Origin of the sequence: Janthinobacterium sp. OK676, from assembly GCF_900103595.1 — a bacterium.
GTDB lineage: Bacteria > Pseudomonadota > Gammaproteobacteria > Burkholderiales > Burkholderiaceae_D > Janthinobacterium.
Window position 1 is genome coordinate 619,823 of sequence record NZ_FNHA01000001.1, and the last position, 25,449, is coordinate 645,271.

23 protein-coding genes are annotated in these 25,449 nt (G+C 64.4%); 5 read left to right on the forward strand and 18 right to left on the reverse strand.

The genetic code is table 11. The features are described from left to right. Positions 1 to 2: 2 nt before the first annotated feature. From BLU39_RS02865 to BLU39_RS02885, 5 genes are all read right to left on the reverse strand, one after another. On the reverse strand, positions 3 to 2,144 hold the full coding sequence (locus tag BLU39_RS02865) for a TonB-dependent receptor plug domain-containing protein (protein WP_092709392.1): 2,142 nt from the start codon (positions 2,142 to 2,144) through the stop codon (positions 3 to 5). Between the two features lie 83 nt (positions 2,145 to 2,227). Continuing rightward, positions 2,228 to 2,950: an ABC transporter ATP-binding protein gene (locus BLU39_RS02870; protein WP_092709395.1), complete on the reverse strand. Its 723-nt coding sequence runs from the start codon at positions 2,948 to 2,950 to the stop codon at positions 2,228 to 2,230. Positions 2,951 to 2,960: 10 nt separating this feature from the next. Continuing rightward, complete coding sequence (locus tag BLU39_RS02875; protein WP_092709398.1) at positions 2,961 to 4,904, reverse strand: branched-chain amino acid ABC transporter ATP-binding protein/permease; 1,944 nt, start codon at positions 4,902 to 4,904, stop codon at positions 2,961 to 2,963. Positions 4,905 to 4,911: 7 nt separating this feature from the next. Continuing rightward, positions 4,912 to 5,802, reverse strand: coding sequence for a branched-chain amino acid ABC transporter permease (locus BLU39_RS02880; protein WP_010398938.1), 891 nt, complete (start codon positions 5,800 to 5,802; stop codon positions 4,912 to 4,914). Between the two features lie 85 nt (positions 5,803 to 5,887). Then, positions 5,888 to 7,045, reverse strand: coding sequence for an ABC transporter substrate-binding protein (locus BLU39_RS02885; RefSeq protein WP_046682990.1), 1,158 nt, complete (start codon positions 7,043 to 7,045; stop codon positions 5,888 to 5,890). 378 nt (positions 7,046 to 7,423) lie between these two features. Between BLU39_RS02885 and BLU39_RS02890 the strand changes: the two genes are divergently transcribed. Next, positions 7,424 to 8,332 (forward strand): hypothetical protein, encoded by a 909-nt coding sequence (locus BLU39_RS02890; protein ID WP_092709401.1) that lies wholly within the window; start codon positions 7,424 to 7,426, stop codon positions 8,330 to 8,332. A gap of 24 nt (positions 8,333 to 8,356) precedes the next feature. Further along, entirely contained in the window at positions 8,357 to 8,770 is a 414-nt protein-coding gene (locus BLU39_RS02895) for a hypothetical protein (protein ID WP_092709403.1), read from the forward strand. Position 8,771: 1 nt separating this feature from the next. Here BLU39_RS02895 and BLU39_RS02900 read toward each other — a convergent pair whose 3' ends face one another. Together BLU39_RS02900 and BLU39_RS02905 are read right to left on the reverse strand one after the other, a co-directional pair. Then, positions 8,772 to 9,260, reverse strand: a complete 489-nt coding sequence (locus BLU39_RS02900; RefSeq protein WP_139178135.1) for a tetratricopeptide repeat protein — start codon at positions 9,258 to 9,260, stop codon at positions 8,772 to 8,774. Then, on the reverse strand, positions 9,257 to 11,287 hold the full coding sequence (locus BLU39_RS02905) for a bifunctional 2',3'-cyclic-nucleotide 2'-phosphodiesterase/3'-nucleotidase (protein ID WP_092709409.1): 2,031 nt from the start codon (positions 11,285 to 11,287) through the stop codon (positions 9,257 to 9,259). Before BLU39_RS02905 ends, BLU39_RS02900 begins: the two co-directional genes overlap by 4 nt. A gap of 202 nt (positions 11,288 to 11,489) precedes the next feature. Here BLU39_RS02905 and prfB point away from each other — a divergent pair. From prfB to lysS, 3 genes are all read left to right on the forward strand, one after another. Further along, a protein-coding gene (gene prfB, locus BLU39_RS02910) for a peptide chain release factor 2 (RefSeq protein WP_139143151.1) occupies positions 11,490 to 12,594 on the forward strand; the annotation gives its coding sequence in 2 pieces (ribosomal slippage) (positions 11,490 to 11,570 and positions 11,572 to 12,594; 1,104 coding nt in all). 2 nt (positions 12,595 to 12,596) lie between these two features. Further along, positions 12,597 to 13,292 (forward strand): HAD family hydrolase, encoded by a 696-nt coding sequence (locus tag BLU39_RS02915; RefSeq protein ID WP_092709413.1) that lies wholly within the window; start codon positions 12,597 to 12,599, stop codon positions 13,290 to 13,292. 18 nt (positions 13,293 to 13,310) lie between these two features. Further along, complete coding sequence (lysS, locus tag BLU39_RS02920; protein WP_092709416.1) at positions 13,311 to 14,840, forward strand: lysine--tRNA ligase; 1,530 nt, start codon at positions 13,311 to 13,313, stop codon at positions 14,838 to 14,840. Positions 14,841 to 14,912: 72 nt separating this feature from the next. On the opposite strand, the gene BLU39_RS02925 is transcribed toward lysS, so the two are convergent. From BLU39_RS02925 to ppnN, 11 genes are all read right to left on the reverse strand, one after another. Continuing rightward, positions 14,913 to 15,914, reverse strand: a complete 1,002-nt coding sequence (locus BLU39_RS02925; RefSeq protein ID WP_092709419.1) for a Gfo/Idh/MocA family protein — start codon at positions 15,912 to 15,914, stop codon at positions 14,913 to 14,915. A gap of 12 nt (positions 15,915 to 15,926) precedes the next feature. After that, positions 15,927 to 16,925: a porin gene (locus BLU39_RS02930; RefSeq protein ID WP_254788866.1), complete on the reverse strand. Its 999-nt coding sequence runs from the start codon at positions 16,923 to 16,925 to the stop codon at positions 15,927 to 15,929. A 57-nt stretch (positions 16,926 to 16,982) separates the two neighbouring features. Continuing rightward, the gene (locus BLU39_RS02935) at positions 16,983 to 17,942 is read right to left on the reverse strand and encodes a 2-hydroxyacid dehydrogenase (RefSeq protein WP_092709425.1); all 960 of its coding nucleotides are present in this window, start codon (positions 17,940 to 17,942) and stop codon (positions 16,983 to 16,985) included. Positions 17,943 to 17,962: 20 nt separating this feature from the next. After that, positions 17,963 to 18,910, reverse strand: coding sequence for a sugar kinase (locus BLU39_RS02940; RefSeq protein WP_092709428.1), 948 nt, complete (start codon positions 18,908 to 18,910; stop codon positions 17,963 to 17,965). Then, positions 18,907 to 19,653, reverse strand: coding sequence for a sugar phosphate isomerase/epimerase family protein (locus BLU39_RS02945; RefSeq protein WP_092709432.1), 747 nt, complete (start codon positions 19,651 to 19,653; stop codon positions 18,907 to 18,909). The genes BLU39_RS02940 and BLU39_RS02945 overlap by 4 nt, the downstream gene beginning before the upstream one ends. Then, positions 19,650 to 20,384, reverse strand: a complete 735-nt coding sequence (locus tag BLU39_RS02950; RefSeq protein ID WP_070304995.1) for an amino acid ABC transporter ATP-binding protein — start codon at positions 20,382 to 20,384, stop codon at positions 19,650 to 19,652. The genes BLU39_RS02945 and BLU39_RS02950 overlap by 4 nt, the downstream gene beginning before the upstream one ends. Next, positions 20,371 to 21,021: an amino acid ABC transporter permease gene (locus BLU39_RS02955; RefSeq protein WP_092709435.1), complete on the reverse strand. Its 651-nt coding sequence runs from the start codon at positions 21,019 to 21,021 to the stop codon at positions 20,371 to 20,373. The genes BLU39_RS02950 and BLU39_RS02955 overlap by 14 nt, the downstream gene beginning before the upstream one ends. A gap of 1 nt (position 21,022) precedes the next feature. Further along, positions 21,023 to 21,715, reverse strand: a complete 693-nt coding sequence (locus BLU39_RS02960) for an amino acid ABC transporter permease (RefSeq protein ID WP_092709438.1) — start codon at positions 21,713 to 21,715, stop codon at positions 21,023 to 21,025. A 90-nt stretch (positions 21,716 to 21,805) separates the two neighbouring features. Then, entirely contained in the window at positions 21,806 to 22,612 is an 807-nt protein-coding gene (locus BLU39_RS02965; protein WP_092709441.1) for a transporter substrate-binding domain-containing protein, read from the reverse strand. A 198-nt stretch (positions 22,613 to 22,810) separates the two neighbouring features. Continuing rightward, on the reverse strand, positions 22,811 to 23,860 hold the full coding sequence (locus BLU39_RS02970; RefSeq protein WP_092709444.1) for a LacI family DNA-binding transcriptional regulator: 1,050 nt from the start codon (positions 23,858 to 23,860) through the stop codon (positions 22,811 to 22,813). A 185-nt stretch (positions 23,861 to 24,045) separates the two neighbouring features. Beyond that, positions 24,046 to 25,416, reverse strand: a complete 1,371-nt coding sequence (gene ppnN / locus BLU39_RS02975) for a nucleotide 5'-monophosphate nucleosidase PpnN (protein WP_092709447.1) — start codon at positions 25,414 to 25,416, stop codon at positions 24,046 to 24,048. Positions 25,417 to 25,449: the final 33 nt, after the last annotated feature.

The window sequence follows — 25,449 nt, forward strand, 5'->3', positions numbered from 1 at the left end:
GCCTACAGGCTGCGCTCTAGCATCAGGCGCAGCGCAACGCTGCTGTCCAAGGTCGTCGCGCTGTCGCTGCGACCCATTTCATCCACATAGGATTGCCCTTGTACCTGCTGCTGGTGCAGCAGGTTGGCCGCCGACAGGCGCACGCGCGTTTTCACGTCCGGCTGCCACAGCGCATATGCGTCGAGCGTACGCCGCACGCCCGCATGGCTGCTGGCGTGCGCATCGAGCCGCGCCAGCCCGCCCGTCTGCACGTTCAGATTGCCGCCCATGCTCACCCTCGGCGAGAGCCGGTAATCGAGTCCCAGGTTGAGCGTGGCCGGCACCTGACTGGCCAGCCGGTTGCCGGGACCCGGTACGGCGGCGACGCTCGACCAGTTGCGCCCCGCGTTGGCGCGCACGTCGATATCGGGCGCCTGCGCCCACCAGGTCCGCACGGGGAATTTCACATCCATCTCGATGCCGCGCACCGTGGCCGTGCCATTGTTGAACGGGCTTGCGATCCAGATGCCATCGTGCTGAAACAGGCGCTGCACGGTGACGTCGCTGATGCGCCGCGTGAACGCCGACAGGCTGGCTACGCCGCTCTTGCCGAAATAGCTCTCCCAAGCCGCGTCCAGCCCCCACGCCAATTCCGGGCGCAGGTCGGGATTGCCCTGGAAATCGGGATTGTTGGCGCTGTTGCCGTTATTGATCGTGTAGCGGCGCGGCACCAGGTTACGCGTGGTGGGCGCCTTGTAGGTGCGCGCCAGCGCCAGCCGCAACTGGTCGCGCTCCTGCTCCGGCAGCTTCCACAGCAGCTGCGCCACGGGACTCCAGACACTGGCGCGCGTGTGCACCTCGCTCAGAGTACGGCCCTCGGTCTCCGTCTGCAAGCCCTCCCAGCGCCCGCCCGCATACATTTGCAGGCGCGGCGTCACATCCCATTCATCCTGAGCATACAGGGCCAGGCGCCGCACGTCGGCCGTATAGTTTTCATCGAGCGCATACGGCGCGCCACCGGAAAAATACGTATCGCGCTGGCGGCGCGACTCGCTGCGGCGTATCAGGCTGCCGTCCCACCCCAGACTCAGGGCGTGGCCGCCACCCAGCCTGCCCAGGTATTTGCCGCTGCTGTTGACGCTGTCGTCGATGGCGGCGGACACCACGCCGCGCAGCAGCAGGGGCGCGCCACCGGCCGCCTCGCCATGGAAAACGTAATCCGTATCGCGTCGGCTATGGTTAATGCCCAGTTTAACCGTCAGCTTGCCCGCAGCCCCCAGCGAGTGCGCCCAGCTCACGTCGCTGCGCGCCGAAAAGACGCTCGCTTGCGAGGTGGCGCCATTGCGCGGATAGCTGCTGGTCGCCCCCGCCCATACCGTTTCGCGGGCCACGCCGTCAAACTCCGTGCGGTACCAGTCCAGCAGGCTTTGCCAGATGATGGAGTCGCCATTGTCCAGGGCCCAGTGCAGGCGCGGCGTCAGGCTGGCCTTCTTGACGGATGAAGCATTGCGCGTGCGTGTGTCCCGCAGCGCCAGCAGCATGCCGGCGGGATCGGCCATCGTCTCGGTCGTCCATCCCGCCACGTCATCGGCAGTGCGCTCCAGGGCGCCCGTCAGCGAGTAGGCGAAACCAGGCAACTTGTCCGCCATGCGCAGCGATAAGGCAGGCTGCCAGCGGCCATCCTGCCGGCCCGCGCCCAGCTTCCATTCGCGCTCCACGCCGCTGGCGCCCTTGCGCAAGACCACGTTGATGCTGCCTGCGACGGCTTGCATGCTGTATTCGGCCGTCACGCTGCGTAAAATCTCTATGCGCTCGATCATGTCCGGGGCGATCGACTCGATGGAAAAATCTGGCGGCGCGGGGTCGCCATTGATCAGCATTTGCGTGTAGCCGGCCCCCAGGCCCCGCATGCGCACCTCACTGCCAACGACGGAGACACCGGGCTGGCGTTTCAGCGTCGCGGCCAGGCTGCTGTCGCCATATAGTGCCAGGTCGTCGCGGCTGACGATGATCTTCGCAGCCGTATCATCGCGCCGCTGCTGCGTGCCGCTGGCGGCCGAAATTTCAACTTTCTGCAGCGGCGCATCGTCGGCGCTGGCAGCGGCGGGCAAAAGCAGGAAAAAAAGTGGGGATAAAAACAGGGAATACGGGCTGGCGCTGCGCATGATGCCTTTTCTACACTGCGGGTAGGGAAGCGCGCAGTGTAGAGGATTTGACAATGCGCAGCAAGCGCATTGTCAGGCCATCATCAATGCCCTCCCCCCAGATACGCCGCGATCACCTTCGGATCGGTTTTCAGGCTTTCCGCCGGGCCGTGCACGGAGATGCTGCCGTTTTCCAGCACGTAGCCGTAATCGGCCACGTTCAGGGCGGCGGCGGCGAATTGTTCGACCAGCAGCATGGTCACGCCTTCGGCCTTCAATCGCGTGATGATGCGGAAGACTTCTTCCACCAAAATCGGCGCCAGGCCCATCGACGGTTCGTCCAGCAGGATCACTTCGGGGTTCAGCATCACGGCGCGGGCCATGGCCAGCATTTGCTGCTCGCCGCCGGACAAGGTGCCGGCCAGCTGGTCGCGCCGCTCCTTCAGGCGGGGGAACAGTTCCAGTGCCTTGTCCAGGTCGCGCTTGATGTCGCCTTTCGGGCGCGCCCGTGTAAAGCGGGGGAAGGCGCCCAGCAGCAGGTTGTCCGTCACCGACATCGAGGCGAACACGCGCCGCCCTTCCGGCGAATGGGCCAGGCCGGCGCGCGCGATCTTGTGCGAATCGAGGCCCGTGACATCCTTGCCGCCCAGGGTGACGGTGCCGGATTTCGGTTTGAGCATGCCGGAAATGGCGCGCATGGTGGTGGTCTTGCCGGCGCCGTTCGAGCCGATCAGGGTCACCAGCTTGCCCTTCGGGACGTCGAGCGAAATGCCGTGCAGGACTTCGACTTTGCCGTAGGCGGCGTGCAGATTTTGAATGCTCAGCATGGTCTTCCTCTCAGTGCGCCGCAGGGCTCAGGGTTTCGGCGCTGCCGCCCAGGTAGGCTTCGATCACTTTCGGGTCGCTCTGGACAAGCGCGGGTGCGCCTTCGGCGATCTTCTGGCCGAAGTCCAGCACCGTCACCACGTCCGACAAGGCCATCACCACGTCCATGTGGTGCTCGATCAGGATGATGGTGATGCCGTGCTCGCGGATCTTGCGGATGATGGCCATCAGCTCCTTGATGTCGGGCGCCGTCAAGCCAGCGGCCGGCTCGTCGAGCAGCAGCAAACGCGGATTGAGGCCCAGTGCGCGGCCGATTTCCAGCAGCCGCTGCTTGCCATACGGCAGATTGCGCGCCTCTTCATTGGCCAGGTCGGCCAGGCCGACGAATTCGAGGATGCTGGCGGCCCGCTCGCGCGCGGCCTTCTCTTCGCGCCTGTAGCGCGGCGTATGCAGCATCACGTCCAGCACGTTCGACTTGAAAGTGTTGTGCAGGCCCACCAGCACGTTCTCGGTGGCCGTCATCTCGCCGAACAGCTGCACGTTCTGGAAGGTGCGCGCCACGCCGCCCAATGCGATCTCGGACGGCGTGCGGCCCGAAATCACGGCGCCGGCAAATTCCACCTTGCCCGCCGTCGGCTTGTAGATCCCCGTGAGCACGTTCATCATCGTGCTCTTGCCCGAACCGTTCGGCCCGATCAAGCCGTGCACGGAACCTTGCGTGACGTTCAGGTCCACCTGGTTCAGCGCCTTCAGGCCGCCGAACTGCATCAGGGCCTGGTCCACGCGCAGCAGGGTCGCGCCCTGCTGGCCGCCCTGTGCATGGTCGAACGGCGCCACGCCATGCGAAGCGACGGCTTGCACGTGGCGCCGGCCCTTGCCGATAAAGCTCATCAAGAAGCCCACGATGCCATCCTGCAGGTAGTACACGACGAACAAGGTCATCAGTCCGAAGATGGTCAAACGCCAGTCGACCATGTTTTCCAGCTTGTAGGAAAACGCGGCCAGGCCGATGGTGGCTACCAGGGGCACGAGCACGCCGCGCACGGTGGAGCGCTTTTTCGCCAGCATGAAGGCCGAGCCGATCACGCCCAGCACGGCGGCGGTCACGGCGATCTTGCGGAACAATTCGATGTCCGACAAGAGGCTGGGCAGCATGACGACGATCAGGGCGCCGATCAGCGCGCCCGAACGGGTCTTGCGCCCGCCCATGATGACGGCCAGCAGGAACAAGATCGTCAGCTCGAAATTGTAGGTGTTGGGCGAGATGTATTCTTCCGAATACGCGTACAGGCTGCCGGCCAGGCCCGCGAAACCGGCGCTGATGACGAAGGCGTACACCTTGTAGCGGTACACGGACACGCCCATGCAGTCCGAGGCGATGGGGCTGTCGCGCAAGGCTTCGAACGCGCGGCCCAGGTTCGACTTCAGGATGCGGTGCACCACCACCAGCGAGATCACCAGCAGCGCGGCGACCATGTAGTAGTACTCCACTTCCGTCAGTTTGTGGCCGAACAGGACGGGCTTGTGGATCTTGATGCCCATCGGCCCTTCCGTCAGGAAGCTCATTTCATTGATCAGGATTTGCACGATGGTGCCGAAGGCCAGGGTCACCATGGCCAGGTAGGGGCCCGTCACGCGCAAGGCCGGCAAGGCCAGGATGGCGCCAAACACGGCCGCGCCCAGGATGCTGGCGGGGATGGCCAGCCAGAACGACACGCCCAGCTTGAACACCAGCACGCCCGTGACGTACGAGCCGATGCCGAACAGGCCCGCGTGGCCCAGCGACACCTGCCCCGTGTAGCCGACGACGATATCGAGGCCGAACAGCAGGATGGCGTAGATCAGGATGGTCTCGGCCAGGTGGATGTAATACGGGTTCGGGATGACGATGGGGAACAGCGCGAGCGCGGCCAGTCCCGCCGCGCTCAGCGCCAGCATGGTGATTTTCTTGTTCATGTGGTCCTCAGACTTTCTTGATCGCGGCTTTGCCGAACAGGCCGGACGGCTTGACGGCCAGCACCAGCAGCAGGAGCAGCAGGCCTGGCACTTCCTTGTAGCCGGTGGAAATGTAGTAGCCGGTGGTCGTCTCGGCGATGCCCAGGATCAGCCCGCCGACGATGGCGCCCACGCCCGACGTCAGGCCGCCGATGATGGCCACGGCAAACGCCTTCAAGCCCAGCGAGGCGCCCATGGTCGCTCCCGTCAGTGTCAGCGGCGCCACCAGCACGCCCGCAAAGGCGGCCGTGGCCGACGACAGCGCGTAGGAAAACGTGATGACCATGCCCGTGTTGATGCCCATCAGGCCGGCCGCGTCGCGGTCGTTGGCCGTCGCCACGACGGCCTTGCCATAGATCGATTTGCGGTTGAACACTTCGACGGCCAGCATGATGGCCAGCGCGCCGACGATGACGGCCACCTGCATCTGCTGCACGTTGGCGCCAAACACCTGGAACGGCGCGGCCGACAGCGGCGACGGGAACATCAGGTCATCCTTGCCCCAGATGTTTTCCGCCACATTCTTGAAAATGATCGCCAGCGCGATGGTCGACATGATCCAGCCGAATTCGGACTTGATCTTGATGGCGGGCCGCACGCCTATCCATTCGACGAACACGCCCTGCAAGGCGCCGAAGACGATGACGATGGGGATCATCAACAGATAACTCATGTACGGGCCGCCGTGGATGGTGCCCACCAGGGAAAGGCCCACGAGCGCGCCCAGCATCAGGGATTCGCCCTGGCCGAAATTGAGGGTGCCGGAAGTGGCAAAGGTCAGCTGGTAGCCGAAGGCGATGACGGCATAGATCATGCCCAGCGCGATGCCGCTGAAGACGAGCTGCAGGAAGATTTCCATGGTATTCCCCGGAAGACGAACGATGAAAAAATGGCCAGTCCTGATTCCTCAAGGCTGGCCACTGCGCGGCGAATGTCTGCCAGGCTTATTTCGCGAGGACGACTTTGCCGTCCTTGACCTCACCGAAGACCGTCAGGTCGGCCGTGATCGCCTCATGGTTGGTTTTGCTGAACGGCTTGTTGTAGGTGGTGACGGCGCCTTCCACCTTCTCGTTCAGGTTTTCCAGCGCGGCGCGCACTTTCGGGCCGTCCGTGCCGCCTGCCTGCGTGATGGCCGCGGCCAGCAGGTAGATGGAATCGTAGCCTTGCGCGGCCGAAACGGCCGACGGCATGCGTCCGCCCGATGGCTTGTAGGCGGCCACGTAGGCGTCGATGAAGGCCTTGCGCTTCGGCGTGCTGGCGTCCTGGATGAAGGTTTGCGGCATGCGCGTGCCATTGCCGTTCTTGCCCGCGTTGTCGATGAAGTTACCCATGGCCAGGGTCCAGCTGCCGATCAGCGGCACTTTCCAGCCCAGTTTTTCCATGCCGTTGGCGATCTGCGCCAGTTCCGGGCCGATGCCGTAGGTCAGCACGACTTCCGCGCCCGCCTGCTTGGCTTTCAGCAGCTGGGCCGTCATGTCGACGTCCTTGATGTTGTATTTTTCCACGACGACGGGCTTGATGCCCTTCTTGTCGAGCGCCTTTTCCAGGTCTTCACGGCCCAGCTGGCCATAGTTGGTGGAGTCGGCCAGGATCGCCACTTTCTTGAACTTGCGGTTCTCGATGGCCTCGTGCACGATCATGCCGGACTGGATGGTGTCATTGGCCGCATTGCGGAAGATGTAGTTTTCCGGCTGGTCGGCGAATTGCTTGGTGACGATGGAGCCCGTCGCCACATTGTTCATGACGGGAATTTTTGCTTCCTGGTAGAAGCGCTGCGAGGCCAGGGCCACGCCCGTGTTGATGTAGCCGACGGTGGCGGCGACCTTTTCCTTGTTGATCAGCTCCTGGGCGATCTGCACGCCGCGTTCGTTCTTCGCTTCGTCGTCGCGCTCGATCAGCAGCAGGGAACGGCCCAGCACGCCACCCTTGGCATTGATTTCAGCGACGGCCAGCTTGACGCCGTCGCGCATCGACACGCCCATCGGCGCGGAACCGCCCGTGAACGGACCGGACACGCCGATCTTGATGGGGTCGGCTGCGACGGCCGCCTGCGAGAAACCCAAAACCAAACTTGCCACGAGCAATTTCTGTTTCAAATTCATTGTCATCTCCTCTGATACAACGTTTTTCATGCCACTTATTTTTATAGTCGTACGCTGGATAACCGCCCCATCGATAAATCATTGTAGGTGAGTAAACATGCCCCAGCAACAACTACATATGACGCGTCGCAACATGCGAAAAAGACCAGATTGCCGGCCCGCTGTCAGTTTTTTGTAAGGAAAATATGGCGCAAATTGGAGCACCTTGCACCATCGGGCAACAGTCCTGTGGCAAAACGCGACAGGCAGAAAGGCGAGCTCGGCGATTCATCTGGCCGCTGATCTGGCGCAATACTGCTACTCCTTAGCATGCTAACGTCGGCCATGCCAGCGCGTGCGCGCCGGACCCATCAGCTACTGCTACCGCATGGAGGCCATATGCAGCGCCCACAGAATTCATCCGTTTCCACCCTGCTTCTTTGCGCCACCGCCAGCCTGCTGCTGGGCGGCTGCGCCAGCAACCTGGCGCCCGTGCGCACCTTCGCAGAACAGACGCAAAAGATGTCGGTCCACTTCGAGCCCATGCTGGCGGGCGGCGTCCACAGCTGCATGGACAAGGCCATGCGCAAGCGCCTGATCCTGGCCGAGCGTTTCGATGCGCAAGCGAGCGAACAGGCGGCGCGGGCCGATTGCGCCGCCATCGAGCAGGCCACAGCGTCGATCGCCAGCCTGAACGACCTCCTGCTGCGCTATGCCCGCACCCTGGCGGCGCTGGCCGATGACAAGCTACCCGTCTACAAGGAAGAGTTTGCAGGACTCGGCGATGCGCTGGGCGGCCTGGCGCAGCCGGGTGGCGGCGCGCCCCTGCTCGATGCGGGCAAGCTGGACAAGGTGATAAAACTGAGCGAACACCTGAGCCGCCTGGCCACGCAGCGCCTGCAGAAATCGGCCTTGCGCGAATTGCTCGACGAGCAGGAAGCCGTCGACATCGTCAGCAATGCGCTCAAGGAGTATGCGCAGCGCAGCTACCGCGCCGGCTTGCAGGATGAATTGCGCGACCTGGACCTGCTGCGCGGCGCCGTCGACAAGGCCGCGCCGCGCGAACCGCTGGCCGCCAACTACATCCGCACGCGACTGCACCTGGAAGGCCGGCAATTGCAGGAAAGGGAAAAGATCGTCGCCGCGTACGTCGCCGCCGTCGACGCGCTGCAGGCGAGCGTGGCCGCGCTGCGCGCCAATCTCGACCGCCTGCAGGCGCCCGCACTGGAACAACAGCTGGCGCAGTTTTCACGCCAGGTCGACACGCTGCAAAAACAGGCTGTTTTCTATGCCCCCGCCCGCTGGTAAGCGGCGCGCACACAGGAGTATCCCATGGCCCAACTGACCGAACTGACGAAAGACCAAAGCTACGCCATCGCCGACAGCCTGGCGCAGGCGTCGAGCCTGGTGCTGGAATTGCGCATCCGCGAACGCGAGACGCTGGCGCCGGACGAGCGCGCGCTGCTGGAACAATATGAAAACCACCTGGACCAGATGGTGTCCCTGTTTCGCGCGTACGGCATCTACCTGACGGCCGAAGGCGCGGAACAGGCGCGCGGCGATATCGAGGGCGCCATCGCCAAGGGCAAGCAGCAGCTCAAGCGCATCGCCGACGTGAAAGCGGCCATCGGTGCGGCGGCCAAACTGGTCGACCTGGGCGCGGCCATCCTGTCGCGCGACCCGTTCGCCATCGGCGAGGCGGCGGCCAGCTTGCGGGCCAAGCCGAAGAAGGACGCGCCGGCGTAACTCAGGGTTCGGACGGACGGTGCCCCATCGCATGCGTCGCCATCTTCAGGTACAGGAACGACTGCTCCTCGCTATGCGCATAGCCCATCTGCCCTTCGGCCAGGGCCACGGATTTCTGCTGCAGCGCTTCCGGGTATTCCAGGTCGCAGGCGGCGTCGAGCCAGTAACGCGCCCGGGCTTCGTCGCTATCGAGCAGCATGTTCGCCACGATGAACATGGCTGGCGCCACGCCGCGTTGCGCGGCCAGTTCCAGCCAGCGCAGCGCGGCGGCGCCGTCCTGCGGCCCGCCCATGCCGTTCTTGAGCATCAAGCCCAGGTAATACGCGGCGGGACCGCTGCCCTGCCCCGCCGCCTGTTCGAACAGGACGCGCGCCTGCGGCTGGGTCGCTGCTCCCGCGCGCATCAAGACCTTGGCCCGGGCCGTGAGGTCCGGCACCGCCGATGCCAGCGGCGATACGGCCAGGGCGATGGCAAACAACCATGCCTTCACTTCGACAGGTCCACTTGATACAGCGCAAAGCCCTTGCCCGCGCCATCATCAAGCTTCAGCTGCGTCACGTTGTCAATGCCGGCCGCCTTGGCCAGGTCGATCACGTTCGGCGCCGAGTGGAAGACCACGGGGCCTTTGGTGACGGCCTTGGCGAAGCGCCAGCTGCGTGCCGAGCCGTTTTTCGCGCGCGTCAGGTTTTTCTCTTGCGTGACGTAGGCGATCAGCAGTTCGCGGTTGTTGTCGGGCGAGGCCACCACCGTCTTGCTGCCGTCGAGACCCGGGAAATTGCCGCCGCCGCTGGCGCGGTAGTTATTGGTTGCGATCAAAAACTCCTGGCTGGCGTCCACCGGCTTGCCCTTGTACGTGAGCGCCTTGATGCGCTGACCGGGCTGTTGCGTGACGTCGATCTGGTAGCGCACGTCGGCGCTGGTGATCGTATCGAAGTTGTAGCTCGGGTGGGCCGTGTTGACCAGTTCCTGCGCTTCCAGCTTGTTCGGGTCGATGGTGTTGAAGCGCCGCGCCGACTGTTCCAGCCAGGCTTTCAGCTCCGCGCCATTCATCTTCACGCCGTACAGCGCGTTCGGATACAGATACAGGTCGGCCGCATTATTCAGCGCCACATTGCCCGCCTTGACGTCCGTGTAGTCGGACACGCCGGCCGAGCCGCTCTTGAACGGCGACGACATCGACAGCACGGGCAGGTGCGCGAACTGCGGCAGGTTCGCTTTGACGTAGGCAGCCAGATAGCCCGCTTGCGCCTGGTTCACCACTTCGATGGCGCTCACGTCGCCCACGTCGGCGAAATACGTCGACATGCGGAAATCCGTGGCGCCGACCGGCGTCTGCACGTAGGCAATCGTCGCCGCGTGCTCCTCGGCCACCAGTTTGGCGATGGCAGGATCGGGCTGGACGTAACTCTTGTCCGCGTTCTGGATGCCGCGCGCTTCCACCGTCGTGGCGCTCTTGTCGACGACCCACTGCTTGCCGTCGTGGCGCAGGTGCAAGCCGATCACGCCCAGGTGCTTGCCCCACAAATTGGCCATCACGGTCGGCACGCCATTGACCAATCCCCTGACCTTGTCGACGCCGGGCAAATTAAACTGCGGCACCGTGCTGGCCGCGTTCGGGAACAGCTGGTGCGAGTGGCCGATCAGCATGGCGTCCACGCCCGGCACTTGCGACAGGTAGTAATTACCGTTTTCCATCGTTGGCGAATACGGGCTGTCATCGAGGCCGCCGTGCGAGATGGCCACCACCAGTTCGGCGCCCTTGGCGCGCATCTCGGGGATGAATTTTTCCGCCGTCTCGCGCACGCCCTGCGTGTAGACGCGCCCTTCCAGCCAGCGCTTGTCCCAGGCCATGATGGTGGGCGGCGCGAAGCTGATGATGCCGACCTTCACGCTGCTCGTCACGGGCTTGCCATCGGGGCCGGTTGCCGTGATCTGCTTGTTGATGATGTGGTATGGCGCAAACAGGGGCTTGCCCGTCCTGACGCTGTAGACGTTGGCCAGCACTTGCGGGAAGGCGGGGCCGGCGCAGCGCGGCTTGCCGGCGTCGACGCTGTCGACGTCGAAGCGGTTGCCCGTCACCTGGCTCAAAAACGCCAGGCCGTAGTTGAATTCATGGTTGCCGATGCCGCCGCCGTCCACTTTCAGCACATTCATGGCCTTGTAGATGGCCAGGGTCTGGTCGCAGGCCAGCGGTTTCACGAGGGCCTGGTAATCGGCCAGCGCCGTGCCCTGGATGGTGTCGCCGTTGTCGAGCAGCAGATTGTTCGGGAATTGCGCACGTGCCTGGGCGATCAGGGCCGCCGTGCGTTCCAGGCCGATCGACGGCTCCGCCTGCAGCTTGTAGTAATCATAACTGAGCACATTCGCATGCAAGTCCGTCGTCTCGAGCAGGGCCAGGGTGGCGCTGCTGCCGGCCGGTGCGGCCGAAAGCTGGACCGGTCCGGTGGCGGCGGATGGCAAGGTGCCGCAGCCGGCCAGCAGCAGCGGCAACAGGGCGAGACGGGGAAGTTGGCTCATGATGTATTCCTGTGGAAAGACAATATCGCCAGCATCATACGCAGCACGCCAGCCCCTATCAAGGCATAAATATTGTCGCAAATACAGCAAAATCGTCATTTTATTGCCCCCGTCGCCACCGATTCGGCGCCGCCGGCATCAGAAACGCGCCGCGCTCGCGTATAATTCAGGGTTTGATTTCACCATAGAAGACCAGAACATTATGGAAGCCGAACGCATCAATATCATCTCCGCCCTGCTCAACGACCTGACGGTCCGCGAAGCCGAACTTCGGAGGTATCTTTGACTTCACTGTCAAGTCGGAGAAACTAGAGCAAGTCAACGAAGAGCTGGAAGACCCCACCGTCTGGAACGATCCCAAGCGCGCCCAGGACCTCGGTAAAGAGAAGAAGGCGCTGGAAGCCATCGTCTTCACCCTGGCCAAGGCCGATGCCGACCTGCGCGACACCCGCGACCTGTTCGACATGGCCCGCGAAGAAGGCGACGACGAGACGCTCGAAGCGATCGAGCAGGACGTGCAGGAAATCCGCAAGGTCATCGAAAGCATGGAATTCCGCCGGATGTTCAACAATCCGATGGACCCGAACAACTGCTTCATCGACATCCAGGCCGGCGCCGGCGGTACGGAAGCCCAGGACTGGGCTTCGATGCTGTTGCGCCAGTACCTGCGCTATTGCGAACGCAAGGGTTTTAAAGTCGAAATCCTCGAGCAGTCAGACGGCGAGGTAGCCGGCATCAAGACGGCCACCCTGAAGGTCGAGGGCGATCACGCCTACGGCTTCCTGCGCACGGAAACGGGCGTGCACCGCCTGGTGCGCAAGTCGCCGTTCGACTCGGCCAACGGCCGCCATACCTCGTTTACGTCGCTGTTCGTGTATCCGGAAGTCGACGATTCGATCGAGATCGACGTCAACCCGGCCGATATCCGGGTCGATACCTACCGCGCGTCGGGTGCCGGTGGTCAGCACATCAATAAAACCGACTCCGCCGTCCGCATGACCCACGCGCCGACCGGCATCGTGGTGCAGTGCCAGAACGACCGTTCGCAGCACCGCAACCGCGCCGAAGCGATGGAAATGCTGAAAGCGAAGCTGTACGAGCATGAGCTGCGCAAGCGCATGAGCGAGCAGCAAAAGCTGGAAGACTCGAAGACGGACGTGGGCTGGGGTCACCAGATCCGCTCCTACGTGCTGGACCAGTCCCGCATCAAGGACTTGCGCACCGGTTTCGAGACGGGCAATACCAAGGGCGTGCTCGATGGCGACATCGACGACTTCATCTCCGCCTCGCTCAAGCAAGGCGTATAAGGATGAATGCATCCGCTCCAGCGCAGCGCGCCTTCCTGTTCGACATGGATGGCACGATCGTCGACAACATGGCCTTCCACACGACATCGTGGCTGGCGTTCTTTGAACGCCACGGCCATGCGCTGGACGCGGACGCTTTTTTCCGCGACACGGCAGAACGCCATGGCCGCGAAATCATCGCCAAGTACCTGGGCGAGGATGCCGACCACGTCACCCTGCTCGCTGAAAAGGAAATCGTCTACCGCGAACTGTATGGCCCGCACCTGGCCACGGTCGCCGGTTTCGACGCTTTGACGGCCAGCGCGCGCCGCAACAAGGTCGCGCTGGTGGTCGGTTCGGCGGCACCGACGGAAAACATCGATTTCACGCTCGACGGCCTGGACCTGCGCCAGCGTTTCGACGCCATCGTCGGCGCCTCGGACGTGGAACGGGGCAAGCCGCACCCGGACGTTTTCCTGAAAGGCGCACAGCTGGCTGGCGCGCTGCCGCACAACTGCATCGTCTTTGAAGACGCGCCCCTGGGCGTGGAAGCGGCGCGCCGTGCCGGCATGCGCGCCGTGGTGCTCACCACCACCCTGCCGGCCGAAGCGTTTGCCGCCTTCGACAACGTCATTGCCATCGTGCCGAATTTCTCCACGCTCGACGTCGACGCACTGTTTGCCAGCGTGGCGCCTGCGCTGGCGCCACATCATCAATAATCACCAACGAAGAACACCATGACTACGGATATCCAAGAACAAGCCGCCGCACCCGATGAAAACAAGATCATCGCCGAGCGCCGCGTCAAGCTGGCAGCACTGCGCGAACAAGGCGTCGCCTTCCCGAACGACTTCCGCCCCGAGCACAAGGCGGCCGACCTGCACGCGCAATACGGCAGCAAGACGCGTGAAGAACTGGAAGAAAACCCCGTACACGTGGTGCTGGCCGGCCGCATGATGCTCAAGCGCGAAGCGGGCAAGAAAGCCGCTTTCGCCACCCTGCAGGACGCTTCCGGCCCGAAGGCCGACGGCCGCATCCAGATCTACGCCACCCTGGACATCACCGGCGAAGCGGCCATGGCCGCCCTGCACCACTATGACCTGGGCGATATCCTGGGCGTGCAAGGCACCCTGTTCAAGACCAAGACGGACGAACTGACCATCAAGGTCACGCAACTGCGTCTGATCACCAAATCGCTGCGCCCGCTGCCGGACAAATTCCACGGCCTGGCCGACCAGGAAACGAAGTACCGCCAGCGCTACGTCGACCTGATAATGAACGAAGAGACGCGCCGCACCTTCAAGGCCCGCACCGCCGCCATCTCGTCGATCCGCCGCTTCATGGAAAAGAACGAGTTCATGGAAGTGGAAACGCCGATGCTGCACACGATCCCGGGTGGTGCGGCAGCAAAACCGTTCATCACGCACCACAATGCGCTGGACATGCAGATGTTCCTGCGTATCGCGCCCGAGCTGTACCTGAAGCGCCTGGTGGTAGGCGGCTTCGACCGCGTGTTCGAGATCAACCGCAACTTCCGCAACGAAGGCGTGTCGATCCGTCACAACCCGGAATTCACGATGATGGAATTCTACGCGGCCTACACCGACTACAAATGGCTGATGGACTTCACGGAAGCCGTCATCCGCCAGGCCGCCATCGACGCGCACGGCACCGCCACCCTGACCTACGGCGGCCGCGAACTGGACCTGGCAAAACCGTTCCACCGCCTGACCATCGTCGAAGCGATCAACAAATACGCACCGGGCTACACGCCGGAGCAGCTGAACGATGCGGACTTCATCAAGGAAGAGCTGAAGAAATTCGGCGTCAAGCCGTTCGCCACGGCCGGCCTGGGCGCGCTGCAACTGGCGCTGTTCGAAGAAACGGCTGAAGCGCAGCTGTGGGAACCGACCTACATCATCGACTACCCGGTCGAAGTGTCGCCACTGGCGCGCGCTTCCGACACGGTGGCCGGCATCACCGAACGCTTCGAGCTGTTCATGGTGGGCCGCGAAATCGCCAACGGTTTCTCCGAGTTGAACGATGCGGAAGACCAGTCGGCCCGCTTCCTGGCGCAAGTGGCCGCCAAGGACGCCGGCGATGAAGAGGCGATGTTCTACGACGCCGACTACATCCGCGCGCTGGAATACGGCATGCCGCCAGCCGGCGGCTGCGGCATCGGCATCGACCGCCTGATGATGATCATCACGGATTCGCCGAACATCCGCGACGTCCTGCTGTTCCCTCACCTGCGCCGCGAAGAATAATCACGGACGCAAGCCAATAAAAAGCCGCCTGATTTTGCGATCAGGCGGCTTTTTTATTTGTGCGGGCGGTCGTCAGCCGGCCAGGGTCACGCGCTGGTGGCTGCGGCTGGCCTGCTGCGCCGCCAGCGCCGTGGCCAGCGCGCGCATGCCGTCGTCGCCCGTGGCGGCCGGCTGCCCTTCGCCGCGCATGGCGCGCTGGAAGGCGCGCACCGAGCGCACGTACAGGTTTTCATGCTCGACGGGGATGTCGACCTTGCCGCCGTCGCGCGTCAGGCTGATGGTGCCGACGGGGCGCTGCGTCATCACGCCGGTGGCGAAGATGGTGCCCTTGGTGCCGATGATTTCCACGCCGGACAGCGAATATGGCGCGTTGAACGCATCGTGCACCTGCACCAGGGCGCCGTTGTCGAACTCGATGACGGCCATCAGCCCCTCTTCCAGCCCGGCCACCGTCATGCCGCCGCTGGTGGCGCAGGCCGTGACGTGGCGCGGCTCCGAGTCCAGCAGGAAGCGCAGGGTATCGACATCGTGCACGAACATGTCGAGCGTGACGCCGCCCGACTCCGGCGCATCGAGGCGCCAGCCGCGCAGGTGCTGCGGCAGGTTGTTCGCGTGCAGCACGCGGCCATACAGGGGCTGGCCGATCTCGCCGGCGCGTATCAGTTCGCGCACCTTGCCGTGGCTGGCCGCGTTGCGCAGGTGGTGGTTAATCCCCAGCACCACGCCCGCCTCGGCGCAGCCATCGACCATGCGGCGGGCGTCGTCAAGGTTCAGCGCCAGCGGCTTCTCGCACAGCACGTGCTTGCCGGCGCGCGCCGCCTGCAAGGTCTGCGCCATGTGCAGCTCGTTGGTGGTGCTGATATATACGGCGTCCGCGCCCGGATGCGCGAGCGCCGCATCGAGGTCCGTGTAGCTGGCGGCGATGCCGAACTGCCCGGCAAAGGCGGCGCCGCGTGCGGCATCGCGGCTGACCACGGCCAGCACTTCGGCGTCGCCCTGCTGGCCGATCGCATCGACCATCCATTCGCGCGCCACGGTGCTGGCACCGACCAGTATCCATCCGATTTTCTTCATTCGATTTCCCCCTTAAAAAGTGTGGCGCAGGCCAAGGTTCCAGGCCTGGTTGCCGGTGCCGTTGTCGGTGGCGTTGCCCACCAAATAAGCGGCGCCATTGCGGTTGTCGATGTGCGCGTAGGCCGCGTACAAGGTGCTGCGCTTCGACAGCGCGTAGGTGTAGCCGATGCCGATCTGCGTAGCGTCGCCGTTGGCGGCGCGCCGGTCGTCGCGCCGCACGTACGAGAACAGGACACGGTGCGGCCCGACAGGCACGGTGGCGCCCAGCATCAGGTCCGCGCTGTCGACCGTCGTGGCGGCGCCCGCCGTGCTCTTGCTGACGGCAACGGCGCCATGCGCCTTGACGACGCCGAAGTCCCAGGTGGCGCCCAGTACCGTGTTCCTTGCCCTGCCCGTCACCAGCGCGCTTGATAGCGTATTGGCGTCCTGGTGCGCCATGCGCACATACAGCGGCCCGCTGGCATAGGTGGCCGCCGCGCCCATGTAGCGTCTGGCCGACGCGTCGCCCGGCACTTCGCCGAAGCCGTACGCCAGTTCGCCGGAAAGGCCGCCGCGCACGGGCGAGCTGTAGGTGATGCTGTTGTCAACCCGGCTGATGTAGCCGGCCGTGAAAACGTTGCTCATCCTGCCCGCAAAACCCAGGTAAAACGGGTCCAGCGCCCCCAGGCTGCTGTCGATGAAGGTGTACTGGCGGCCCAGGCGCAGCGTGCCCGCCGCGCCGGCGAGGCCGACGAAGGCCTGGCGTCCGAACAGCAGGCCGCCCTGGGCCGAAGCGCCCGTGTCGGCCAGGATGCCCGCGTCCATTGTGAATATCGCCGTCGTGCCGCCGCCCAGGTCTTCACTGCCCTTGAAACCGAGCCGCGAACCGTTGGCGATGCCGCTCGTCAGCTTGAGAACCCTGCCGCCGGGGCCGCCGTTCTCGGACACCACGCCCAGGTCCGCGATGCCGTACATGGCCACGCTCGACTGCGCGCTACACAGGCCGCCGCAGGCGCCTGCGCCGATGATCATTGCCCTTGCTACCTTGTTCTTCATTTCTTTCCCTGTCTGTTTTTATGGATGCTGCTCTTAGCCGACCAGGTGGCGCGGACGCTCGCCGCGCAGGCCGGCCAGCAGGTTGTCCACGGCCTGCTGCGCCATGGCGTAGCGCGTTTCGTGCGTGGCCGAGCCGATGTGCGGCAGCGCCACCACGTTGGCCATGTGCGGCAGCGGATTGTCCGGCGCCAGCGGTTCGCGCTCGAACACGTCGAGACCGGCGCCGTAGATGACGCCCTGCCGCAGCGCTTCGATCAGCGCCGCCTCGTCGACGATGCGCCCGCGCGAACCGTTGATGAAGATGGCGCCGGGGCGCATCAGCGCGAATTCGCGCCGACCCATCATGCGTTCCGTCTGCGCCGTCAGCGGCAGCACCACGCAGACGAAATCGGAGCCCGCCAGCAGCTCGTCGAGCGCCACCTGGCGCGCGCCCAGCGCCGCTTCCACCTCGGGCACCGCTTCGCCGTTCACGTACAGCACCTGCATGCCGAAACCGAGTGCCGCGCGGCGGGCGACGGCGCGGCCGATGCGGCCCATGCCCAGCATGCCGATGGTCTTGCCGTGCACGTTGACGCCGTACTGGCTCTCGCCCACGCTGCGCGTCCAGCGTCCGGCCTTGACGAATTCGGCCAGTTCGACGACTCTCCGCGCGCTGGCGAGTATCAACGCGAAGATGGTGTCGGCCGTCGTTTCCGTCAGCACGTCCGGCGTATTGGCCAGCAAGATGCCCCGTTCGCGCAGGTAGTCGACGTCGAACTGGTCGACGCCCACGGAAATGGTGGAGATGATGCGCAGGTCCAGGGCCGGGTCCAGCAATTCGCGGTCCAGGCGCACGCTGGCACCCAGCAGACCGTGCGCGCCGCGGATGGCGGCGGCGAACGCGGCGCGGTTGCCCGCGTCGATCGCTTCGAAGTACGTCACCTCGCATTCGGCGCGCAGGCGCGCCAGCAGCGGCTCGGCCAGCTTTTTATAGACAACCACATGTTTTTTCACGAGTATTTCCCCTGTTCGGTTCAAGATGGGTCCAGCGCGTCGAGCTGGGCGCGGGTGGGCAAGCCTTCCATGTCTCCTGCCACCTGGATGGCGAAGGCGCCGACCCGGTTGCCGCGCCCTACCGCCTGCGCCAGCGGCAAGCCTTCCAGCAAGGCGCTGACCAGGCCGGCCGCGAAGCCATCGCCGGCGCCCACCGTGTCGACCACCTTGGCCACGCGCTCGCCCGCCACCATGCCGCTGTCGCCATCGGCCGTGCGGTAATAGGCGCCCTCGGCGCCCAGCTTGATGACCACCAGGCGCGCGCCCTGCTGCAGATAAAAGCCGGCGACGTCGTGCGGCAGGTCGTGGCCGGTGAGGATTTTCCCCTCCCCCAGGCCAGGCAGCACCCAGTCCGCCTTGGCGGCCAGGCGGTTTATCTGTTCGACCATGACGGCCTGTGACGGCCACAGCGAGGGCCGCAGGTTCGGATCGAACGACACGGTGCGGCCGTTGGCACGCATGAAATCGAGCGCCTGGCCGGCGAACGCCAGGCTGGTCCCGGACAGCGCCGCGGCCACGCCCGTGGCGTGCAAATGGCGCGCGGACAGGAAATAGGCGGGGTCGAAGTGCTCGGGCGCCAGCCGGCTGGCGGCGGAACCCTTGCGGAAGTATTCGACCAGCGGGTCGGCGCCGTTCTCGGCCTTTTCCTTGAGCAGGAAGCCGCTGGACTGGCCGGCGACGGCGACGACCCGGCTGCAATCGACGCCCTCGGCCTGCACGCTGGCGCGGATGAAGCGGCCGAACGAGTCGTCGCCCACGCGGCTCAGCCAGCCGACTTTCAAGCCCAGGCGCGCCAGGCCGATGGCGACATTCGTCTCGGCGCCGGCCAGGCGGCGCGTAAAGTGCGCCACGGCGGCCAAGTCGCCCGTTTGCTCGGCAACGAACATCGCCATCGCCTCGCCATAGGTAACAACGTCGAGCTTCATCATGCGGCCTCCAGTATCTGAATGTAGCGGCCCGTTTCGGCCACCAGGTCAACGCCTTCGAGCGGGAATTCGATGGCCCGCTGCACGCCCGGCGCAAAGTGCGCAAAGACGGCGCGCCAGGCGGGATCGGCGTCGGAGACGGCGCAGGCGGACAGCCGGCCCCCGTCATCGAGAACCGCCTTGCAATGCACATAGCGCACGTACGGCGCCAGCAGGCGCGCCGCCTGCTGCGCGTCCTCGCCCACCCAGCGCCAGTTGCCGATGTCGAAGGTCAGCCCCACGGGCAGCCCGATGTCGCGCGCCGCCGCCAGGAAGCGCGCCATCGTCGCCAGTTTGCCGCCGTGGGCCGTCTGGTCGTTTTCCACCAGCAGCGCCACGGGTGCGGCCTCCAGCTGCGCCTTCAAGGCCGGCAAGTCCGGCACGGGCGGGTAATGGCCCAGCGACACCTTCAGGTAGCGCGCCCCCAGGCGCGCCGCCTCGTCCAGCATTTGCCGCAGCAGTTCTTGCTGCAGCTGCCCGTGCGCGTCCCACAATTCGATGGGCGTGGAATACACGCAGTACAGGCCGCGCGCGGCCACGGCCGCGCCCATGCGCGCCAGGTCCGGCACGTCGGAAGTAAACAGTTCGCGGCGGATCTCGATGCCGGCGCCACCCGCATCGGCCACCACGTCGATGAAATGGCTTTGCCCCAGCTGCCTCACCCTGCTTGCGCCGTAGGCCGACGCCGCCACCAGGACGGGGCTCACTTGATCGCTCCCGCGCCGACGAACTGGCGCGCTTCGGGCGTTTGCGGGTTGCTGAAAAAGGCTTCCGACGGCCCGCTTTCCCACACCAAGCCCTGGTGCATGAAGACGGTGACGTCGGCCATGCGCCGCGCGAACTCCATCTCGTGCGTCACCAGCAGCATCGTCATGCCCGCCTGCGCCAGCTCTTCCATCACCTTCAGCACTTCCTGCGTCAGTTCCGGGTCGAGCGCCGACGTCACTTCATCGAACAGCATCACTTGCGGCTCCATCGCCAGCGACCGGGCGATGGCCACGCGCTGCTGCTGGCCGCCCGACAGCTGCTCGGGATAGGACTCGCGCTTGTGGTCCAGGCCCACCTGCTTGAGCACGCGCAGCGCCGTGGCGCGGCCCTGCGCGTCGGGCACCTTCTTGACGATGCGCGGCGCCAGCATGACGTTTTCTTCCACGGTCAGGTGGGGAAACAGGTTGTAGCTCTGGAAGACCATGCCGACGTCCTTGCGCAAGTCGAGCAGGTGTTCCTGGCGCGCCGTCAGCGTGTGGCCGGCCACGACGATGCTGCCGCTGTCGATGGTTTCCAGGCCGTTGATACAGCGCAGCATGGTGCTCTTGCCGGAGCCGCTGCGGCCGATCACGGCGATCACCTGGCCACGCTCAACGGCGAACGACACGCCCTTGAGCACGTGATTGGCGCCGAAGCTCTTGCTGATATTGTCGATTTCAACGATGGGCATGGAATTTCCTTTCCAGTGAATGGCTGTAGCGCGACAGCGGATAGCACATCGCGAAGTAGATCAGGGCGACGATGGGGAAGACGATGAACGGCAGGAAGGTCGCATTGCTGACCAGTTGCCCTGCCCGCGTCAGTTCCACCACGCCGATGATCGAGGTGATCGAAGTGTTCTTGATGATCTGCACCATGAAGCCCACCGTCGGCGGCAGCGAATGGCGCAGCGCCTGCGGCAGGATGACGTAGCGCAGCTGCTGGTAGCGGTTCAGCGCCAGCGCGGCCGATGCTTCCCACTGCTGCCGCTGCACGCCTTCGATGCAGCCGCGCCAGATCTCGCCCAGGTAGGCGCTGGCGAAGATCGTCATCGCCGCGCCGGCCGCGATGACCGGCGACAGCTTGTAGCCGAACAGGGCCAGGCCGTAATAGGTGAGGAACAGCACGATCAGCACGGGCGTGCCCTGGACCAGCTGGATGTACAGGGCGCTGATGCAGCGCAGGAACGGACTGCGCGCCGTGCGCAGCAGCGCCACCGCGAAGCCGGCGATGCCGCCCGTGACGAAGACGATCAGCGACAGGCCGATGGTCCAGCGCGTGGCCTCGAGCAGGAATTGCAGGTTATCCCAGGAAAAATCACTGATCATGTCATGCTCCCATGCGCGCCGCGCCCAGACGGCGGCGGCGTTTGAAGACGATCTGGCCCAGCACCCAGAAGCTGAAGCGGAACAGCAGGGCCAGCAGGATGTACAGCACCATCACGACGATGTAGATCTCGAAGCTGCGGAAGGTTTCCGAGTCGAGCAGGTGGGCGGCGGCAGTCAGCTCTTCGGCGGAAATGGCCGATACGACGCTCGAGGCAAGCATCATCAAGGTGAACTGGCTGGCCAGCGCGGGATAGACTTTTTCCAGCGCCGGCAGCAGCACCACGTGGCGCATCATCTGCCAGCGCGTCATGCCCAGGGCTTGGGCCGCCTCGAGCTGCGACGGATGCACGGTGCCGATGCCGGCGCGCACGATCTCGGCCGCATAAGCGCCCAGGTTGACCGTCATGGCGACGAGCGCGGCGCCGTTCGCGTCGAGCTGCAGGCCCAGCGACGGCAAGCCGAAGTAGATGATGAACAGCTGCACCAGGAACGGCGTGCTGCGGATGATCTCGACATAGGCGCGCACCATGGCGCGGGCATAGGCGGGACCGTTCTTCAGGATGACGGCGGCGCACACGCCCACCGCCAGCCCCAGCACCATCGACAGGGCGCTCAGGCGTATCGTCAGCGCCGCGCCCCACAACAGGCGGTCCAGCGACTGCATGACAAGTTCGAAATGAAATTCATACGGCATACTCAACTCCTTTCTACGTGCGCATCCCCGGCTGCGCCACCATGGCGGCGCGCCGTGCGGACGAGCACTATCGCTGTGCGGGTTGCGGTATCAGAAGGTTGGCAGCGCCGGCAGCGGCGCGCCGCTCCACTTGCGCGCGATGGCATCGAGTTCGCCGTTCAGCTTGACGTAGTAGATGAAGTTGTTGAGCCACTGGTGCAGTTCGAAGTCGCCGCGGCGCACGGCCATCGAGTTCGGTTGCAGCGAGTAGGAGAAGCGGACCTCGATCTTGCCCGCGCCGCGCGTCTTGATGATGTCGAGCGCCATCGTGCTGGGGATCGAGACGGCGTCGACCTGCTTGCTGAGCAAGGCCTGGGTCACGGTGGCGTCATCCTCGAAACGCACGATGCTGGTGCCGGCCGGCGCCATGCGGCTCAGCGCCGTGTCATTCGTGGTGCCGCGCGTCACGCCCACCTTCTTGCCCTTCAGGTCGGCCAGGGCCTTGAATTTGCCGCCGACGGGCGCGACGATGGCCAGTTCAAACGCGCTGTAGGGCATGGTGAACATCAGGGTCTTGGCCCGTTCCGGCGTGGGCGCCAGGGTGGCCACGAGGAAGTCGACCTTGCCCGATTCCAGCGACGGCACGCGCGATGGCGCCGTCAGGGGCACCACTTCCACGGGCAGGTTCAGGTATTTGCCGATCAGGTTGGCGACGTCGACGTCATAGCCGACGGGCACGCCCTTGGCGTCGATGCTGCCGAACGGCGGCGTGCCGCTGACGACGCCGATGGTCAGCTTGCCTTTCTTGATCAAGTCGCCAAGCGTCTGGGCGCCGGCGTCGGCGGCTGCGCCCAGGGCGCACGTTGCTGCCAGTGCGCAGGCCACGATTTTCGCGTAAAACAGTGTCGTCATCTTCATGCTTCAGTCTCCTGTGATCCCGGTACCGGCCTCGTCGAGGCACTTCCGGGAATATTGTCAAATGGACGATTTACCTCGTCTCTTGCCGTTTTCCACCATTACTTCGCTTGACTATCCACGCCCCTTTCCAGTGTGAATACAATCCATGAAACCGGTTCCATAACCTTCCCAAAAAAAAGGGCAAGGCCCTCTTCCCCGTCAGTCGCCGCCCCGGGTGGAGTTGCGCACGATCAGCTTGCCTGGCAACAGCACTTCGCGCGGCGGGCATTGCTCGCCCTGCAAACGCGACAGCATGCACGTCATCGCCGAAAAACCGATCTCGTACGTCTGCTGCTCGATCGTGCTCAGGCCCGCCAGCGGCGACCACGGCAATTCGTCAAAGCCCAGCAAGCCCACGTCCTGCGGCATGCGCAATGCGAGGCGCTGCAGCATCAGCGCCAGTTCCAGCGCCACCATGCCGTTCGAGGCCAGCAGCGCCACGCGGCGGCCGCCCCACTGCGCCAGGCATTGCCGCACCTGCGCGTCGATGGAAGGCCGGTCGTCCAGGTCCACGGCCAGCACTTCGCCCACGCAGCCCGGATGCTCGGCCATCACGGCCTGGAAACCGTCGGCGCGCATCAGGCGCGAACTGACGCCCGTCAAGGGCGGTGCGACGAAGGCGATGGCGTCGAAACCCTGTTCGATCAGATGCGCCGTGGCCAGGCGGCCCGCCTGCACATTGTCCAGGCCCACCAGGTCGAAATCGGCGCCCTCGATGCGGCGGTCGACCAGCACGATGGGCATTTCCGCCTGCTGCAAGTCGGACGACTCGATGTTGCGTCCCTGCGTGTTGACGATAAGCCCTTCCACGCTGTACGAGCGCAGCGCGGCCAGCGACTGCCGTTCGCGCTGTTCATCATTGCCGGTATTACACAAAATCAAGGTATAGCCATGCTGCTGGCAAGCCGCTTCCACGCCTTGCAGCACGGCCACGGTGTAGGGATTGAGCATGTCGGCCACGACCATGCCGATCAGGCGCGTGCGGCCCCGCTTGAGACCGCGCGCCATCTGGTTCGGCTGGTAGCCGAGGCGCGCGATGGTGCTGGTGATCTGCTGGCGGATGTTCTCGGACAGGGCGTCGAGTTCGCCGCCGAGAAAGCGCGACACGCTCGTCTTCGACACGCCCGCCTCGCGCGCCACCTGGGCGATGGTCACGGGCCGGGCCGGTTCGCCGACGGCTGTCTTTTTAATGCTGCGTACTGAATCCAAGCTTGCTCTCCACTACCTGTTGACCTGCATATTTTTATTTTGGAACCGGTTCCAAAGATAGCACCCAAGAATCGATGATGCAAGCGATTTGATTGCCTGTGGCGGCGAAGGAACAGCATGGGAGCATCAGTGGAAAAGCGCCGCCCGCCCCCGGCAGATGCAGGCGGCGGGCGGCGGCTGAAAAGTTACTGGATGACTGTATAGCAAGGCACGTACGCCGTGCCCGCCAGTTTCATGCGGTGCTGCGCCACGAAGGAAGCGAGCAGCGCATCCATGGGGCCCATGATGGATTTGTCGCCATGGATCTCGAAGTTGCCGTGCTTTTCGATCGAGCGGATGCCGTCGTCCTTGACGTTGCCCGCCACCACGCCCGAAAACGCGCGGCGCAGCTGGGCTGCCAGCAAGTGCGTGGGCTGGTTCTTGTGCAGGCTCAGGTTGCGCATGTTTTCATGCGTGGGCTGGAACGGCTTCTGGAACTCGTGATCGATCTTCAACAACCAATTGAAGTAATACGCGTCGCTGTGCGCCTTGCGGAATTCGCGCACCTGGCGTATGCCTTCGAGCATCTCGCGCGCCACCAGTTCCGGGTCGTCGATGATGATCTTGTAGCGCTGCTGCGCTTCCGGGCCCAGGGTGTCGTGGATGAACTGGTTGATCTGCACGAAGTATTCGCGCGACGTTTCCGGACCCGTGAAAATCAGCGGGAAGGGAATTTCGGCGTTATCCGGGTGCAGCAGGATGCCGAGGATGTACAGAATCTCTTCGGCCGTGCCCGCGCCGCCGGGGAAGACGACGATGCCGTGGCCCGCGCGCACGAACGCTTCCAGGCGCTTTTCGATGTCCGGCATGATGACGAGGTCATTGACGATGGGGTTCGGCGACTCGGCCGCGATGATGCCCGGCTCCGTGATGCCCAGGTAGCGGCCATTGTGCAAACGCTGCTTGGCGTGGCCGATGGTGGCGCCCTTCATGGGGCCCTTCATGGCGCCCGGGCCGCAGCCGGTGCAGATGTCGAGGCCGCGCAAGCCCAGCTGGTAGCCCACTTCCTTCGAATAATTGTATTCGGCGCGGTTGATCGAGTGGCCGCCCCAGCACACGACCAGGTTCGGGTTGAGCTGGGTTTGCAGCACGTTGGCGTTGCGCAGGATGTGGAAGACGGCGTCCGTCACGCCTTCCGTGCTGTGCAAGTCGAATTTCGGATTGCCCGTCACTTCATCGCTGACGAAGATGATGTCGCGCAGCACGGCAAACAGGTGCTCGTGGATGCCCTTGATCATCTTGCCGTCAACAAAGGCGATGGCCGGCGCGCCCTTGATGTCGAGCTTGATGCCGCGCTCGCGCTGGATGATGGAGATTTCAAACGACTGGTAGCGCTCCAGCAGGGCGCGGCCATCGTCGATGGTGCTGCCGCAGTTCAAGACCGCCAGCGCGCAGCGGCGGAAGGTGTTGTAGAGGCCGCCCTGGCTGGTATCGAGCAGTTTGTTGACTTCAGTCTTGGAGAGCACGTCCAGGCGGCCTTCCGGTGAAACCAGAGTATCGATAACGTCGTGTTCCATAATGCGAAAAATCCTTTAAAAATCGATGCTCGA